Below are 16,123 nucleotides of genomic sequence, written 5' to 3' on the forward strand. Positions count from 1 at the left end.
TGCCTTCACCGCTGCGTCGATCGGGTGCTCAGCAGATCGACATTTGAGGTCAAAAGTTTTTTCGGCCGCGGCGGAGTTCCGTGTCGAGGGCGTCCAGGCGGTTCGTCCAGAACTTGCGATAGCGGTCCAGCCAGGCGTCGATCTCCTGCAACGGGCCCGGGTCGACCGCGTAGAGGCGGCGGGTGCCGTCGACGGTCACGGTGGCGAAGCCGTTGTCGCGCAGTACCCGAAGATGCTGCGAAACGGCGGGCTGGCTGATCCCGAACTCGGCGCCGATCGTGCTCGCGATGCTGCCGGCCGGGAGCTCCCCGTCGGCGAGCAGATCCAGGATCCGGCGCCGGACCGGATCACCGAGAATGTCGAAGGCGTGCATGGTCTCACTATTTCAGTCACCGCTTATATAAGCAAGTGGTCTGTCTGCCGGAAGGTCTCCGGCCCGATTCGGGCCCGGCCGGGATATGTCCAGGTGGGCCGATGAGTGGCCGGACGGATCGACCAGGTGGTGGTCGGGCCTGAGACTTCCGGGCGTTCACGGCTAGAATGAGCCCGAACGACTACGTCTTGTGCAGCGCGGCACGACGTACCGCAACCAGTGGTGCTGCTGGGGATTCAAGCTATGAGGAGCTGCTCTGTGGGACGCGTCGTGCACAAGTACGGCGGTTCTTCGGTCGCTGACGCCGATTGCATCAAGCGCGTGGCCCAACGGATCGTCGCGACGAAGAAGGCCGGGAACGACGTGGTGGTGGTCATCTCCGCCATGGGGGACACCACCGACGAACTGATGGACCTGGCCAAACAGGTCTCTCCGCTGCCACCGCCGCGTGAGCTGGACATGCTGCTCACCTCGGGTGAGCGGATCTCCGCCGCGCTGCTGGCGATGGCGATCGCGAACCTCGGCTACGAGGCGCGTTCGTTCACCGGTTCGCAGGCCGGGGTGATCACCACCGCGGCGCACGGGAACGCGCGCATCATCGACATCACGCCGGGCCGGATCGAGGACGCGCTGGCCGAGGGCCATGTCGCGATCGTGGCCGGCTTCCAGGGGGTCGCGCAGGACACCAAGGACATCACCACGATGGGCCGTGGCGCGTCCGACACCACGGCGGTCGCTCTGGCCGCCGCGCTCGAGGCGGACTACTGCGAGATCTACACCGATGTGGACGGCATCTTCACCGCGGACCCGCGGATCGTGCCGGCCGCGAAGCAGATCCCGAGGATCTCCTACGAGGAGATGCTCGAGATGGCTGCCTGCGGTGCGAAAGTCCTGCACCTGCGTTGCGTCGAGTACGCGCGGCGCTACAACGTCCCCGTCCATGTGCGCTCCTCCTTCTCGCAGAAGGAAGGCACCTGGGTCGTCGATGCGAAGGATATTCAGAACATGGAACAGGCGATCATCTCCGGCGTGGCCCACGATCGTGGCGAGGCCAAGATCACCGTTGTCGGCGTCCCAGACAAGCCGGGCTACGCGGCCCGCATCTTCGAGACGGTCGCCGGCGCCGAGACCAACATCGACATGATCGTGCAGAACGTCTCCGCGGTCGCCACCAACCAGACCGACATCTCCTTCACCCTGCCGCGCTCCGACGGCTCCCGGGCGATGTCCGCGCTCGCCCGGATGAAGGACGAGGTCGGCTACGAGCAGTTGCTGTACGACGACCAGATCGGCAAGGTGTCGGTGATCGGCGTCGGGATGCGTTCGCACCCGGGCGTCTCGGCGAAGTTTTTCTCCGCCCTGGCCGACGCCGGCGTGAACATCGAGATGATCTCGACCTCGGAGATCCGGATCTCGGTGGTTGTGGACGAGAACCTGGTGGACGCCGCCGTGACCGCGGCGCACACCGCATTCGACCTGGACGACGAGCACACCCAAGCTGTCGTCTACGGAGGAACAGGACGGTGACACCTGTGAGCGCAACGCTTGATCGGACCGAGGACCGCACGGGACTCCCAACGCTGGCGGTGGTCGGCGCTACCGGAGCCGTCGGGACGGTGATGCTCACCCTGCTCTCCACCCGGGAGAACGTCTGGGGTGAGATCCGTCTGATCGCGTCGGAGCGCTCGGCCGGTAAACGGCTGAAGGTGCGCGGCGAAGAGGTCGAGGTGGTCGCCATCAGCGCGGAGGCCTTCGACGGCGTCGACGTGGCGATGTTCGACGTACCGGACGAGGTGTCCCTGCACTGGGCGCCGATCGCGGCGTCCAAGGGCGCTGTCGTGGTGGACAACTCCGGTGCGTTCCGGATGGACCCGGAGGTGCCGCTGGTGGTGCCCGAGGTGAACGCCGAGGCGGCTCGCAACCGGCCCAAGGGGATCATCTCCAACCCGAACTGCACGACGCTGTCGATGATCGTCGCGATGGGCGCGCTGCACCACCGCTACGAGCTCGAGCAGCTCATCGTCGCGTCGTACCAGGCGGCCTCGGGTGCCGGGCAAGAAGGTATCGACGCGCTCTACGACCAGCTGATGAAGGTGGCCGGCAATCGCGAGCTGGGGACGACACCTGGCGACGTACGCCGGGTGATCGGCAACGCGCTCGGCCCGTTCCCGGCGCCGCTGGCGATGAATGTCGTGCCGTGGGCGGGTTCGCTCAAGGAGGACGGCTGGTCGTCGGAGGAGCTGAAGGTCCGCAACGAGTCCCGCAAGATCCTGAACCTGCCGAATCTGAAGGTGTCCGCGACCTGCGTCCGGGTGCCGGTGATCACGACGCACTCGTTGTCGGTGCACGCCCGGTTCGGCCGCGAGGTCGGTGTGGAGGAGGCTCGCGAAGTACTGCGGGACGCTCCCGGCGTACTCGTCTTCGACAATCCGGCCGAGGCGGAGTTCCCGACGCCGGCGGATGTCGTCGGCACCGACCCCACCTGGGTCGGCCGGATCCGTAAGTCGCTGGACGACCCGCAGGCGCTGGAGCTCTTCGTCTGCGGCGACAACCTGCGCAAGGGGGCCGCTCTGAACACGGCCCAGATCGCCGAGGTCGTCGCGAAGGAATTCACCGCCGCGAAGTAGGCCGGGCGGGTTCTCGGGAGTTCGGACAAGAAAGCGGGACCTCGGACAGAAAATAACCTGTCCGAAGTCCCGCTTTAATGTCTGAGGTTCTTTGTTTACAACCAGTTCTCGCGGGCTGCGTGGAGTGCCAGCTGGAATCGCGTACTCGCGCCGGTGCGATTCATCAGGCGTTCCAGATAGCGGAAGAAAGTACGGCGGCTGATCCCCAGCGTGCGGGCGATCGTGTCGTCTGCTGCGCCTGTCGCCAGGAGGGCCAGTAGCCGGCGTTCGATCGGTTCCAGCCGGTCGTCCTCGGCGCCGACGGACGCGTGCAGGGGCAGCGCGTTTCGCCAGCAGAGCTCGAACATGCCGATCAATGCGGTCAGCAGGCTGCTCGGCCGGATGATCAGCAGGGACCGGTTCACATCGGTGTCGCGCACCGACATCGACACGAACGCGATCGAGCCGTCGATGATGGTCAGCTTGGCCGGTACGTCGGGAAGTACTCGCGCCTGCTCACCGGCTTCCACGCAGGGCAGGATGTTCTCGGTCAGATATCCCGGCACCTCGACGGACTCCGGCGAGTAGACCACTCGGTACGCGACGGCCCGGTTGAGCTGCTCGATCTCCATCTGGTTCGGACCCGCGCCGAGGTAGTACGGCGGGGAGTCGATGGCCAGGATCTCGCGTTGCGCGCTGCCTTTGATCTGGTTGATCCGCTCGACGATCGCCGTCCCGCTGACCACCTCGATCAGGTGCGTGGTGGACTCGTTGTGCACGGTCCGGCGGAACTCGTCGTACGCGTTCAGGACCTCGATCCGGGCCTGCTTCAGCTCGGACTCGCGGCGCAGGGTGAGCGCCTCCAGGCCGGCATCGGGAGGCACCGGCAAGAATCTCGAGTGGTCTGTTCCGGACCGCCGGGCCAGACCTGCATGGACCAGTCCGCCCAGGGTGCTCTCGATCCCGGCGGCCTGATCGGGCACGGCCTGATCCAGTTCGGTGACCGAGGACGGCCCGGCGCGCAGCAGATGCTGATAGACCCGGATCTCGTCGGTGCTGAGGCCGAGCACCTGTAAGTGTTCGGCACGCTCCGTGTCGGTCGAGCTCATCGCTCTCCCCTCCTTACCCGCTGCGGTCACTGGCGGCTACCGCCAGTCCAGGGTAAGACGGGCTGCAAGACCTTTTGGGCACTGTCCGTATCCCGGCGGCTGCACCGAGCGATAGTTGTTGTTCTGTCAGCATTCTTGTGCCGTGTCACCATCTGGCCACCGCTTCTGCGCAGTTGTGAGCGAGAATTGAAGTCCAGCAGCCCGGCGACGGACCACCTGAGCGCCGCCGGGCTGCTGTTCCAATTCTGGCGTGAGTTGCCTTTTCCGTCAGCGAACCCCGTTTCGGTTGGGTCTCAATCCCGGCGCATCGGTGCCCTCGCACTCCCGTGCCATCACCGGCTGTGCTGGAGGGTGTACAAACTGTGCAACTCCATCGTGAGGCGATGAGGAGACACCCGATGCGCAAAAGTCCGCCCCGACTTCTGACTACTGCCAACAAGGCCGCCCTCTTGGGTGCGATGACCGCCGCCCTGGTCATCGTGCCGGCCCACTCGGCGAGTGCCCGGACCACCACCGCCCAAGGTGATCCGAGCCCCCGAGTCGTCGGTGGAACCCGCGCGGCGCTAGGTGAGTTTCCGTGGATGGTGAGGCTGTCCATGGGATGTGGTGGTGCGATGTACACCAATCAGCTAGTGCTGACCGCCGCGCACTGCGTGGGTTCCACCGGCAACAACACTTCCATCACCGCCACGGTGGGAGTGGTCGACCTGCAGGACTCGGCAGCTGTCAAGCGGACGTCGACGTACGTGTACCGCTCGACGACGTACGGCACCAGTACTGGTGGCGACTGGGCGCTGATCAAGTTGGCCAGCCCGATCACCGGAGTGGCGACGCTGCCGGCCGCCAGCACCACGGCGTACGACACTGGCACGTTCACTGTGGCCGGCTGGGGTGCTGCTAGCGAAGGTGGTGCGCAGCAGCGCTACCTGCTGAAGGCGCAGGTGCCGTTCGTCGACGACGTGTCGTGTCGCGATGCTGGGCCGTACTACAGCGGCCTGATCTTCTCGGCCGAGCTCTGTGCCGGGCAACTGGCCACTGGTGGAGTCGATACCTGCCAAGGTGACTCCGGCGGGCCGATGTTCCGGCGGGACTCTGCGAACGCCTGGATCCAGGTCGGTATCGTCAGCCACGGTGATGGGTGTGCGCGGCCTAGTGCGCCTGGTGTCTACACGCAGGTGAGCACGTTCGCCGCGACGATTGCTGCGGCCGCCGCCAGCATTGGCGGAGGCGGGCCTGATCCGGGTGGGTGCGGGCCGTTCACCAACGCGAACAACGTGAACATCCCGGACCATGGCGCAGCGGTGACCAGCACGGTGACGGCGTCGGCTTGCACGGGTAACGCGTCGTCGACCACGAAGGTGGCGGTCGACATCAAGCACACCTATCGCGGTGACCTGGTGATCGACCTGGTCGCGCCCGACGGATCGTCGTACCGGCTGAAGAGTGCCAGCAACGACTCGGCCGACAACATCAACACGACGTACACGGTCAACGCGTCGAGCGAGGTCCGCAACGGCGCCTGGAAGCTCAAGGTCCAGGACCTGTACGACGCGGACACCGGCTACATCGACTCGTGGTCCCTGACCCTCTGACCAATCCCCTCGGTCGACGTCCCCCATCGCGACCAACAAAGCCCTGACCGCCCAAGAGCGCGGTCAGGGCTTTGTGTACTGCGAGGAAGAACACCCGCGCGCGGTTCGGCCTATCGGTGAAGGCGAGTTGGGCCGGCGCGTTCTCGGCGGCGTTAGCATTCTTGGGTGGTTGGGGAGGCTGCGCTTGTGTTGCTGGGAGTGGCCAGGCGCTTGGTGCGTGCGAGCTTTGGTGAGCGGGCGGGCGGGCCGCGGGTGCTGGCGAGTGGTGCATGGTCTCAGGCGTTTGAGTTGAGCGTTGATGGTGCAGACGTGGTGCTGCGCATCGGTCGGCACGGTGGGGACTTTGCCAAGGATGGGGTTGTTGCGCGGCTTGCTGGTTCGCAGTTGCCTGTTCCGGCGGTGCTGGCGGCGGGGGTTTTTGAGGGGTGGCATTATGCGATCTCTGGTCGTGCGCGGGGGATTGGGCTGGATGACTTGCAAGCTGCTGACGTGGCCTTGGTGTCGCCGAGTTTGCTGGGTGCGGTTGACGAGATCGGCCGGATCGACCTGGCTGGTACCAGTGGTTATGGCATTTGGAGTCCGGACGGGCGAGCGCCGTACGGGTCCTGGGCGGAAGCGTTGTTGACTATCGGTGCCGAGACGGCTCGTGTGCCTGGCGGTGCGGGGATGCCGGTGAGGTCCCAGGTGCCGGAGATCATCATCACCGTCCCGCAGGTTCGGGTCAGGGCGCGGCAGACGGCTTCAGTGCCGCCCTCGACCAGCCCGAACGGCCGCAAGGACGAATGCACGAGGACCGGCGCTCCAGAGCCCAGTCCGAGTCGCCAGGCCGTCGGTGATCTCAGCTTCGGTGACAGCTCGATCGTCAGTCATGGCACCGCGATCAGATCACTCGTGGAGCTGACGAGTCCACCGCATTTCGGCGCAGTAGAGACCGCGAGCGTACGGCGCCGGCGAGGCCGGTCGCGGTGAGGAGGATGCAGAGGTAGGCGAACCAGTCGCCCCAGCGTGTGTACGGCGTCCGCGCGATCCCCGGTGTCAGTTCGCCGAGCATCGTGACGGAGTCATTGGACGGAGCCGACAGTTCGCTGGTGATGCGGCCGTGTTGGTCGGTGAGGGTCAGGCGGCCTTTGCTGCCGTTGCGGGCGATGGGGATGCCATTCTCGATGCCACGCAGGAGCGCCATCCGGCTGTGGAGCCAGCCGTCGTTGTCGAAGTCGAGCGCGGGGACGAGTAGCAGGTCGACGCCAGCCTTGCCGTACTGGCGGGACAGGGGTGGGAAGTCCAGGTCCTTGCAGATCAGCACGCCCCAACGCTCGCCGGCCGAACCGTCCATCAGACCGAGGTGATCGCCGACGGCGTACGGCTCCAGGCCAGGGATCAAGTGATGTTTGTCGTACTCCGTGGGTGCGCCACCGTCGGGCCGAAACACGATCGCGCGGTTGTAGTCGTTGCCCTGGTCCGCGAAAACAGTCAGGCCGACGGCGATCTCGACGTTGTTGCTGGTAGCAAGTTTCTGGAAAGAGTCCGACAAGCCGGCTAGAGCTGAGGCCTGGACGTCGATGATCTTCTCGGGCAGCAGCACTATTTCGGCGCCTTGCCGGGCTGCTTCGACGATCGCGCGAGAGTAGTTCGCCAGGATCGCGGGGCCGCCGGGTGTGGTCCAGTTCGAATCGTCCTCGGTGTTGGCCGAGACCACGGCGATCCGGACAGGTTGGTGCGCCGTCGGCGTGTCGCTCAGTCGCCAGGCGCCGTAGCCGAAGATGCCCAAGGCTACGACAGTGAAGACTGCCGAGAGTTGAAGTACCATGCGGCGCCGAACGCCCGGAGCGAGGAGGGCCGCCAGCACGGCGGCGGGAAGCATTAGCAGGAAGGAGATTCCCCAGGGCCCGGTCAGTGAGACGACCTGGATGACCGGGCGGACTTCGGCCTGCGTGTACGCAAGGCTGGTGAAGGCGCCGTGGGGTGAGACCGTGGCGATCAGGAAGTCGCAGGCGGCCCAGCAAGCCGGTGCTGCCAACGCGGCAAGGATGAATCGGCGGCGGATCACCAAAGCGCGGAACAGCAGGGCCGTCAGGGTGAAGACGCCGGCGAGTAGGAGCAGGAAGCTGAGCGCGGGCGGCGGTAGCTCGAGGTCTTTGAGGAGATAGTGCCACAGGTTCGCCAGACCGAGGGTCCAGCCGGCGAAGGCCGTCACGGCCGCCGATCGCGCGCTGATCCGCCCAGCTAGCAGGAAGACAGGCAGCGGCGCGAGCCAGGTCAGTGCGGGGATGGTGGCCAGCCCGGACCCGAAGTACAGGGCCGTGCCGGTGAGCAAGATCGCGAGTACGGCGTACCAGCGACGGCGCCCGTGGTGTGGGTCTCCCGGTCGGGTGAGGTGGTCAGCGGCGGAGTTCATCGATCATCCTTTCGCCCAGGCTCAGGCACAGGGCGCGGAAATCGTTTGCGGTCATTCCGATCCGGTCGCCGTGGTAGAGCTGGATCAGGCCGTGCAGGAAGGCGGCGATCATCAGGCTGGACTCCCAGATGTCGTCGTCGCGGAAGAGTTGCTGCTCGACGCCGGCCGCGATGGCGTCGGCGAGGAGGGTGAAGGTCGGCGACCTGCGCGCCTTGAAATCGGCCGGGAACCGCCGGGCCTGGTCGCGCCTCTCGGTGAACATATAGGCATAGAGCCGGGGCTGCGCCAGCGCGAAATCGACGTGGTCGACGAGCATTTCCTTGAGCCGCACATCAGCCGCCGTACTGCGCTCCTCCGCGGCCCAGCGCGTCATCAACTCGGCGAACGCCGCGTCGGCAACCTCGTGCAGCAAGGCGTCCCGGTCCGGGAAGTACTGGTAGATCGCCATCGGCGTGATCCCGACCGCGGCGGCGACCCGGCGCATGCTGACACCGTCGGCGCCCTTTTCCGTGAGCAGCCAGCTCGCGGCCGCGATAATCCGGTCCTTCGTCGTCACATCGGTCATACAGATCATTTAAGGGCAAATGCCTATACGGCGTATAGGGGAATGTCCCTGACTCACCCCTGAACGACGAGGACCCCCGATCCGGCCTTCGCGGCCGCTCCCGCAGGGGTGTAGCCGGGAACGCGGTTGTCCAGCCAGCTCCCAAAGACCTGCCGGGGGTGCCGGCCTGCCTGGGCAGGTTCCGGGGGAAATCGGCGGGCGCGACTCCGGGGGGCGTGACAGCATGGGGGGATGGTTGACGGGCATCTGCTGGTGGCGTTCGTGGTGACGACCGCGGTGGCGATGATCGTGCCGGGGCCGGACATGCTCTTCGTACTGGGCTGCGGTATCCGCGGCGGACCCCGTGCCGGTCTGCTCGCGACTTGCGGTGTGGCTACCAGCGAGACGATCCACGTGGCCCTTGCCGCCGCAGGGTTGACCGCGCTCTTCGTCGCCGTGCCGACGGCGTTCACTGTCGTACGGATTGTCGGTGCGGCCTACCTGATCTACCTGGGTGTCCAGGCGATCCGCGGCCGCGGCAAGTTCGATGTCGCGGAGGACGCCGGCCAGGTGGGCATCCAGGGCCGGCAGGCCTATGTCCGAGGCTGCATGACCAACCTGCTCAACCCGAAGATGGTCACCTTCACCATCGCGTTGCTCCCGCAGTTCATCAACCCGGCGCTCGGCCACGTCTGGGTCCAGTTCGCGATCCTCGGCGCGATCCTGGTCGCCTTCGAGTTCCTGGTCGACGGAACAGTCGGCGTACTGGCCGGCCGGATCGGCTCGGTCCTCCGTCGGCGCCGCGCGGTACGGCGTGGGCTCGACGTGACAGCCGGCGGAATCTTCATCGGCCTTGGCGTACGCCTCGCCGTCGATCAGTAGTCACTCAACGCACGAGTCGCAAGTGGATGTCCGCGACGGTGATGTCCACCCGCTGGCCCCAGCCGATCGACAAGGTGTCGGATTCGATGCCGTCGCCGAAGACGACGAGGTCCGATTCGGCGGTCAGCATCAAATGGTCCGAGGAGGCCAAGAGGCCTTCTGTGCAATCGGTTCCGGTCGCTGGTGAGGGCCACGCCTCGCGGACGAACCAGCAGAGGGCAGGGTCGGTTGCTGCTGGCAAGGACAAGGAGGAGCGGCGTTCCTGCCAGGCTGAGCGGCACCACCCCGTTGACCCCGTGCCGGTGCCGACCAGCAGACCCGAGGAGGATTGGCGTTCCTCCAGGCCCTCCGGTGAAGCGAGCCGGTAGCGCGCCGACTGGTGCGTCCGGTGCCCCACGTAGACCTCGTTCAATGCCAGCAACTTCTGCCCGTCATCGGTGCTGGCGACAACCATCGTGCGTTCCTCGACGGAGAACCCGTGCAGCAGCTCGAGGACGGCGCCAGGCTCGTGCGGAACCAGTACGCCGGGGTTGCGGCCCGGCTCCGGGTTGACTCCGATCACCGGCTGCCCATCCAGGTACTTCGCCACATTGGCGACCAGCCCGTCCTGGCCGACCGCGATCACCAGATCCTCCGGACCGAACACGAACCGGTCCAGATCGTTGCGCTCGGCAACTGCTCGCCGCCAGTCCAGCGGGATCGCGGCCGACACGGTCGCCAGCGCCTCCTGCTGGGCCTGGTGCCGGGCGTCCAGCTCGGCGAGGTCACGGCCGCGCGAAGTCAGGAAGAAGCCGGCCTGCTGGCGGGTGCCGTGCCGGGCGACCAGCTCGGTGAGTTCGGTCGCCCGGTGCACCACCACCGCCCGGGGTGGCAGGCTCATTCCTGGCTCGCCAGCTTCGCGAGCAGCGGGGTGATCAGATCCGGCGTCAGGTTCAGCGTGCCGATCTCCGGCAACGCGCCCTGCTTGATCGCGAGAGCCAGGATCGTGCCCTGGCTCAGATCGGCGTACGCCTCGAGCAGCGCCTTCTCCGCGGCAGCCTCAGCCGCACCCAGTACTCGCTTCGCGTCGGCGTCCGCCTCGGCCAACTGTCGCCGCCGACTGGCCGCTGCCTCGGTCTCGATCCGCCCGGCCGCGGCCACCTCGGTGGCCCGCTGCCGCTCGTTCTGGCCCTTCTGGGTGACGAGTTGCTCCTCGCGCCGGGCCAGCTCGATCTGGTTCTGCAGCTCGTTCTCCGCGATCGACCGCTCCCGCTCGACGGCCATCGCGCGCCGCTCGTACGTCGCCTTGTCGGCCGCCTGCTGAACCATCTCCCGGGTCGGCGTCTGCAGAGCCCGCTCCACATCACTCTCAGCCCGTACTGCGACCACGCGGACGTCTTCCACGCCGATCCCAATTCCGGTCAGCCGCTGGTCCTCGCGCAAGCCGGTGCTCACCGCGAGCCGTAGCGATGCCATCCCTTCCGACAGCGCCTGGGTCAGTGTCATCCGGGCGAGCAGATCAAGCGCGGTCTGCTGAGCCAACTCGGTCAGCAGGCCGCCGAGCTGCTCCAGCGGGGTAGCCCGCCAGAAGCCGGTGTCCGGGTCGATCCCGAAGTCGAGCCGGGTCGAGGCCAGCGCCGGGTCGATCACCCGGTAGGTGACGGTGGCCTGCACGACCACGTCCTGGAAGTCGACCGTCCGGCCGTGGAACAGCAGCGGCTGCTCGCGGTCGTCGACCGGGATCTCGCTCAGCGACGAGTTCAGGGCCCGGAACCAGAACGCCTGGCCGGCGCCGTCGTGTGCGACCTTCCCGTTGCGCAGGTGCCGCACGTGGGTGGTCGGGTTGGCTCGCAGGTGGTTGATGAACCGGAACCGGGTGATGTCTGCCATAACTCTGTCTCCTCGTTTGTCGTCACTTTGACGATAAGGCGCTGATGGCTTTTCGTCAAGGTGACGATTAGAGTTGCCCGTCATGGACTTCGAACCGCTGGGCGTCGCCGCCGATCTGGTCATCCTGACCGTTCGCGAGGGCTCTCTGGAGGTGCTGCTGATCCGCCGCGGGATCGAGCCGCACAAGGGACGCTGGGCGCTACCGGGTGGGTTCGTCCGGCCGAAGGAGGATCTGGAGGCGGCGGCCAGGCGTGAACTCGCCGAGGAGACCGGGCTGGTCTCCGACCGGATCCACCTGGAACAAGTAGCGACGTACGGGGAACCAGGTCGTGATCCCCGTGGCCGGGTGGTGAGCGTGGCTTACCTGGCCCTGGTCCCGGATCTGCCGGCCCCGGTCGCCGGGACCGACGCCGCCTCGGCGAGCTGGGCGCCTGCGGACGAAGTACTGGCTGATCCGGAGCGGCTCGCGTTCGACCATCACCGGATCCTGGCCGACGGGGTGGAGCGCGCGCGGGCGAAGCTGGAGTACTCGCCGCTGGCGACCGCGTTCTGTGCGGGCGAGTTCACCATCGCGGAGCTGCGCGGGATCTACGAGGCGGTCTGGGGTACGCCGCTCGACCCGCGCAACTTCCATCGCAAGGTCACCAAGACCGACGGCTTCGTCGTACCGCTAGGTGCCACCACCACCCGCGACGGCGGCCGTCCGGCTCAACTGTTCCAGCGCGGCCCGGCCACCAACCTCCACCCGCCGCTCACTCGCGGTTGAGCGGCGATCGGTCGCCCGCGACGGGTGTAGTACACGGGGCGTCAGGCGCGGCAGCGGTCAGTCGGTGGACAGCTCCTTGAGGATCAGGGTCATCAGCTGTTCGGCGGTGATCAGGTCGGTGTGGGTTCCGGGGGAGCCGCAGGCCCAGGCGCCGGCGATGGAACCTGCCTGGGCCGCCTCCCGCCAGCTCCGGCCGTCGAGCCAGGTCGCGAGGAAGGCGGCGACGTAGGCATCGCCCGCGCCGTTGCTGTCGACCACAGACCGATCGGGGAGCTCGATCGGCGGGATGTGGACCGGCTTCTCGGCGGCGACGTGCAGGTAGCTGCCGTCGGCACCGGCCATGGCGACCACCGCCTGCGCCCGCCCGTGCGCGAAGATCCAGCCGATCGCGTCGTCGGGCAACACCCCGGCCGAGACGAACACCACGTCAGCGGCCGTCGCGAAGTCCCGGTGGAAGTCGTCCACCCCGTCCCAGTCGTGCAGATCGGTGGAAACCGAGCAGTCGGCCGTCGCGAGATCGGGCAACGCCTGCCGTGCGAAGTCCATGATCGACACGTGCACGTGCCGGGTCCGGGCCACGTCCGGCCGCCAGAGATCCGGGTGCACCTTGAGTCCGTCGTACTGCGGCTGGCGGGCGTCGTAGAGGGAGAGCCTCCGGCCGTCGGGCGAGACCAGGTTCACGGAGCGCCGGGTGCCGCCCGGGGTGAGCACCGCGGTGAACGGGATGCCGAGCTTCTCGTATGTCCAGCGGATCCGGTCGCCCTCGGCGTCCTCACCGATCAGGTCCGCGATCCCGGCATCCATGCCCAGCCGGTGGCAGCCCATGACGACGCCGTGCCCGGTATGCCCGACGTATGACTCGATCGGTTCGACCCTGATCGTCTCGCGGACCGGCAACGGCAGTTCCGGCACCCGCACGATCGTGTCGATGCCCACCCCGCCGATCACGAATACATCCACGCTTACCACCTGTTCCCTACTCGGCCGCCTCACTTCCCCACAGTCAACCCCCCGCCACAAGTCCACATCCACCTTCGGGTGACGACTTGACCAAGCACTGAGGTGACACGGCGGCCAGATCCGACTGTGTCACCGGCCGGCCGTCGGAGAATGGGTCACTGCTTGATCGGGGCGCCGGTCTTCTCCTGGAGCTCTTCGAAGGTGACGCCGTCGGCGAGTTCTACCAGCTGGAGGCCGTCGTCGGTGATGTCGAGGACGGCCAGGTCGGTGATGATCCGGTTCACGACGCCGAGGCCGGTGTACGGCAGGTCGCACTCCTCGAGGATCTTGTGCGAACCGTCCTTGGCGACGTGCTCCATCAGCACGATCACCTTCTTGGCGCCGTGGACGAGGTCCATCGCGCCGCCCATCCCCTTCACCATCTTGCCCGGGATCATCCAGTTCGACAGGTCGCCCTTGGCCGACACCTGCATCGCGCCCAGGATCGCCGCGTCGATCGCACCGCCGCGGATCATCCCGAACGACAGGGACGAGTCGAAGAACGACGCCCCCGGCAGCGTGGTGACGGTCTCCTTGCCGGCGTTGATCAGGTCCGGGTCCTCGTCGCCCTCGACCGGGTACGGGCCGACGCCGAGGATGCCGTTCTCGCTCTGCAGGACGACGGTGACGCCCTCGGGGATGTAGTTCGGGACCATCGTCGGCAGGCCGATGCCGAGGTTCACGTACGAGCCGTCCTCCAGCTCCGACGCGGCCCGGGCGGCCATCTGCTCACGGGTGAGTGGCATCTCAGGCCTCCAGCTTCTCGCGCGCGGCCTCGTACGCCTCGCGGGGTTGCACGGTGCGCTTCTCGATCCGCTTCTCGATGTCCTTGCCAACAGCAACAACCCGCTGGACGTAGACGCCGGGCAGGTGGATCTCGTCCGGGTTCAGCTCACCAGGCTGGACCAGCTCCTCCACCTGCGCGATCGTCACCCGGCCGGCCATCGCGGCCAGCGGGTTGAAGTTGCGCGCGCTCCGGTCGAACACCAGGTTCCCGTGGGTGTCGCCCTTCAGTGCGTGCACCAGGCCGAAGTCGGTGGTGATGGACTCCTCCAGCACGTACGTCGTGCCGTTGATCTCCCGCGTCTCCTTCGGCTCCGAAGCCTTCGCCACCGAGCCGTCCGCGTTGTACTTCTGCGGCAGCCCGCCCTCGGCCACCTGGGTGCCGACGCCGGCGAGCGTGAAGAACGCGGCGATCCCGCAACCACCCGCGCGCAGCTTCTCGGCCAGCGTGCCCTGCGGGGTCAGCTCCACCTCCAGCTCACCGGACAGGAACTGCCGGGCGAACTCCTTGTTCTCCCCGACGTACGACGACGTCATCTTCGCGATCCGCTTGTCAGCGAGCAGGATGCCGAGCCCCCAGTCGTCGACACCGCAATTGTTCGACACGACGCTGAGCCCGCTCACCCCCTTCGCGTGCAGCGCGCTGATCAGGTCCATCGGATTACCGCACAGCCCGAAGCCGCCGACCGCGAGGCTCGCGCCGTCGCCGATGTCGTCGACCGCGGCCTGCGGCGACTCGTACGTCTTGTCCATCAGGCTGCTCCATTGCAGGTTGAGTGTCCGCTCGACTCTAACCAGCACCCGCACATCCGGCGAGACTTACCCGCTGTGGCCAGAACCACAGCCCCCGTACTACGTGAAGTGCACCCGCGTCGCGCCGCGACGCAGGAGGCGCGGTGCGGGCGTGTCAGAACTCCAGGACGCCCCACTGGCTGGGTTTGTGCATGTTGACGGCGTACTGCGGGGACCAGACCCAGAAGTCCTGGTCGTCTCCCTTGCGGTACTCGTTGTCGACGATCTCGTGGTTCCACTCGATGCGCATCAGGTTCATTCGCCACTCGTCGCCTGCGGCCGGTCGGGGCTTGCCCTGGTTGAACTGGGCCAGCTCTGACCAGGGCAGCGCCAGTTCGACCGACCAGCCGGTGTCGCTGTCGGTCGGGTCGTTGAGGGTGCCGTCGATGTGTACTGCGGTGCGCAGGCCGGGGAGGTTGGTCGGGCTCACCGCGACGCCGCCCTCGTCGTACGGCTTGGTGAGGGTGAGTTCCCAGAGTGTGCTGAGCGGGTTGATCTCGAGCTCGTAGTAGTTCTCCCCGTCGCCGTCCGGGTCGAGGAACAGTTCGAAGTTGTTCTCCTCGAACAGGTAGGTGTTCCGCTCGGTCATCGTCGACCAGACGTGCGGCTCCTCGAGCTGGCCGCCGACGTACAGGAAGTCGTCGTCGTACATCAGCTTGGCCCGGGTCCGGAACCGCGGCGAAGGGCTGTCGCCGCCGCGGATGTCGACGAAGTCGCTGGTCCAGGGCGCGTTGTCCCAGGCCGGGTCGGTCAGCGTGCCGTCGAGCTTCGGCGCCGCGGTGGTGCGCAGGCATTTGTAGCGGGGGAGTTCAGGCATCGGCTCGCTCCAACCGTCCGGCGATCAGGTGTGCGACAAGGAAGGTGACGGCGGACAGCACCGGTACGACGAGCAGGCTCCACGTCGAGGACAGGTGGTCCGTCAGGAAGGCGAGCACGACCAGGAGCATGAACATCACCCCGAGGAACGCGACCAGTCGCGGATGCGGCATCGCGAGCCTGGTCAGCGCCAGCGCGGCCAGCACGATCGTGACGACCACGGTCACGATCAGCAGCGGGAACCCCATCGCGCCACAGTTCGGCGTATCGCGGACCCGGTTGCAGCCCTGCTCGCTCAGCCAGATGCAGGCGATCGTGACGAACCCGGCGAGCAGCCCCACCACGGCCAGGATCAGCAGCGGTGGCAACGGAGGCGCGTCGAACCGGCCCGGGTCGGCCTCTTCTTCGGCCTCCGCGTCCGCCTCTTCGAGCCTGTCCTCCAAGTCGGCGGGCATCCCGCGCCCGGCCTCATCAGCTTCGCCCGCGTCGTCACCCATGCCCGCAGGCTACCGACATCCGCGCCCGTCGTGCTGTCAGCCGTCGTCGGCAGGAGGGCTGGAAAAAGAAAGTGAGGGTGGTGACCTTGCGGCCACCACC

Annotated in this window: 17 protein-coding genes; 5 read left to right on the forward strand and 12 right to left on the reverse strand. The window is 67.0% G+C overall.

Annotation, left to right across the window (positions count from 1 at the left end):
* Positions 1-49: 49 nt before the first annotated feature.
* Positions 50-373, reverse strand: coding sequence for an ArsR/SmtB family transcription factor (locus F1D05_RS22885; RefSeq protein WP_185442287.1), 324 nt, complete (start codon positions 371-373; stop codon positions 50-52).
* A 258-nt stretch (positions 374-631) separates the two neighbouring features.
* Between F1D05_RS22885 and F1D05_RS22890 the strand changes: the two genes are divergently transcribed.
* Together F1D05_RS22890 and F1D05_RS22895 are read left to right on the forward strand one after the other, a co-directional pair.
* A complete protein-coding gene (locus F1D05_RS22890) occupies positions 632-1,900 on the forward strand; it encodes an aspartate kinase (RefSeq protein ID WP_185442289.1) in 1,269 nt (422 codons plus the stop codon).
* Positions 1,901-1,905: 5 nt separating this feature from the next.
* Complete coding sequence (locus F1D05_RS22895; RefSeq protein WP_246485877.1) at positions 1,906-3,000, forward strand: aspartate-semialdehyde dehydrogenase; 1,095 nt, start codon at positions 1,906-1,908, stop codon at positions 2,998-3,000.
* Between the two features lie 95 nt (positions 3,001-3,095).
* Here the strand turns inward: F1D05_RS22895 and F1D05_RS22900 are convergent, their stop codons facing one another.
* On the reverse strand, positions 3,096-4,088 hold the full coding sequence (locus F1D05_RS22900; RefSeq protein WP_185442292.1) for a helix-turn-helix domain-containing protein: 993 nt from the start codon (positions 4,086-4,088) through the stop codon (positions 3,096-3,098).
* Between the two features lie 398 nt (positions 4,089-4,486).
* Between F1D05_RS22900 and F1D05_RS22905 the strand changes: the two genes are divergently transcribed.
* Complete coding sequence (locus F1D05_RS22905; RefSeq protein WP_219732959.1) at positions 4,487-5,680, forward strand: trypsin-like serine protease; 1,194 nt, start codon at positions 4,487-4,489, stop codon at positions 5,678-5,680.
* Between the two features lie 563 nt (positions 5,681-6,243).
* Here F1D05_RS22905 and F1D05_RS22910 read toward each other — a convergent pair.
* The 3 genes from F1D05_RS22910 to F1D05_RS22920 form a co-directional block, all read right to left on the reverse strand.
* The gene (locus F1D05_RS22910; RefSeq protein WP_185442294.1) at positions 6,244-6,468 is read right to left on the reverse strand and encodes an AAC(3) family N-acetyltransferase; all 225 of its coding nucleotides are present in this window, start codon (positions 6,466-6,468) and stop codon (positions 6,244-6,246) included.
* 92 nt (positions 6,469-6,560) lie between these two features.
* Positions 6,561-8,075 carry a nitrilase-related carbon-nitrogen hydrolase gene (locus tag F1D05_RS22915; protein WP_185442296.1) on the reverse strand — a complete coding sequence of 505 codons (1,515 nt, stop codon included), beginning with the start codon at positions 8,073-8,075 and terminating at the stop codon, positions 6,561-6,563.
* On the reverse strand, positions 8,059-8,640 hold the full coding sequence (locus F1D05_RS22920; RefSeq protein ID WP_185442298.1) for a TetR/AcrR family transcriptional regulator: 582 nt from the start codon (positions 8,638-8,640) through the stop codon (positions 8,059-8,061). The genes F1D05_RS22915 and F1D05_RS22920 overlap by 17 nt, the downstream gene beginning before the upstream one ends.
* A 231-nt stretch (positions 8,641-8,871) precedes the next feature.
* Between F1D05_RS22920 and F1D05_RS22925 the strand changes: the two genes are divergently transcribed.
* Complete coding sequence (locus F1D05_RS22925; protein WP_185442300.1) at positions 8,872-9,501, forward strand: LysE family translocator; 630 nt, start codon at positions 8,872-8,874, stop codon at positions 9,499-9,501.
* Between the two features lie 4 nt (positions 9,502-9,505).
* Here the strand turns inward: F1D05_RS22925 and F1D05_RS22930 are convergent, their stop codons facing one another.
* The gene (locus F1D05_RS22930) at positions 9,506-10,381 is read right to left on the reverse strand and encodes an NAD(+)/NADH kinase (RefSeq protein ID WP_185442302.1); all 876 of its coding nucleotides are present in this window, start codon (positions 10,379-10,381) and stop codon (positions 9,506-9,508) included.
* Positions 10,378-11,370 (reverse strand): SPFH domain-containing protein, encoded by a 993-nt coding sequence (locus F1D05_RS22935; RefSeq protein ID WP_185442304.1) that lies wholly within the window; start codon positions 11,368-11,370, stop codon positions 10,378-10,380. The genes F1D05_RS22930 and F1D05_RS22935 overlap by 4 nt, the downstream gene beginning before the upstream one ends.
* A gap of 82 nt (positions 11,371-11,452) precedes the next feature.
* On the opposite strand from F1D05_RS22935, the gene F1D05_RS22940 reads away from it, so the two are divergent.
* Positions 11,453-12,136: an NUDIX hydrolase gene (locus F1D05_RS22940; RefSeq protein WP_185442306.1), complete on the forward strand. Its 684-nt coding sequence runs from the start codon at positions 11,453-11,455 to the stop codon at positions 12,134-12,136.
* A gap of 57 nt (positions 12,137-12,193) precedes the next feature.
* Here the strand turns inward: F1D05_RS22940 and F1D05_RS22945 are convergent, their stop codons facing one another.
* From F1D05_RS22945 to F1D05_RS22965, 5 genes are all read right to left on the reverse strand, one after another.
* A complete protein-coding gene (locus tag F1D05_RS22945; protein ID WP_246485878.1) occupies positions 12,194-13,096 on the reverse strand; it encodes a carbohydrate kinase family protein in 903 nt (300 codons plus the stop codon).
* A 155-nt stretch (positions 13,097-13,251) separates the two neighbouring features.
* Entirely contained in the window at positions 13,252-13,881 is a 630-nt protein-coding gene (locus F1D05_RS22950) for a CoA transferase subunit B (protein WP_185442308.1), read from the reverse strand.
* A 1-nt stretch (position 13,882) separates the two neighbouring features.
* Positions 13,883-14,671 carry a CoA transferase subunit A gene (locus tag F1D05_RS22955; RefSeq protein WP_185449329.1) on the reverse strand — a complete coding sequence of 263 codons (789 nt, stop codon included), beginning with the start codon at positions 14,669-14,671 and terminating at the stop codon, positions 13,883-13,885.
* 154 nt (positions 14,672-14,825) lie between these two features.
* On the reverse strand, positions 14,826-15,527 hold the full coding sequence (locus F1D05_RS22960) for a carbohydrate-binding family 9-like protein (RefSeq protein WP_185442310.1): 702 nt from the start codon (positions 15,525-15,527) through the stop codon (positions 14,826-14,828).
* Positions 15,520-16,023, reverse strand: a complete 504-nt coding sequence (locus F1D05_RS22965) for a hypothetical protein (protein WP_185442311.1) — start codon at positions 16,021-16,023, stop codon at positions 15,520-15,522. The genes F1D05_RS22960 and F1D05_RS22965 overlap by 8 nt, the downstream gene beginning before the upstream one ends.
* Positions 16,024-16,123 lie beyond the last annotated feature (100 nt).

This window comes from Kribbella qitaiheensis, assembly GCF_014217565.1.
Taxonomy (GTDB): domain Bacteria; phylum Actinomycetota; class Actinomycetes; order Propionibacteriales; family Kribbellaceae; genus Kribbella; species Kribbella qitaiheensis_A.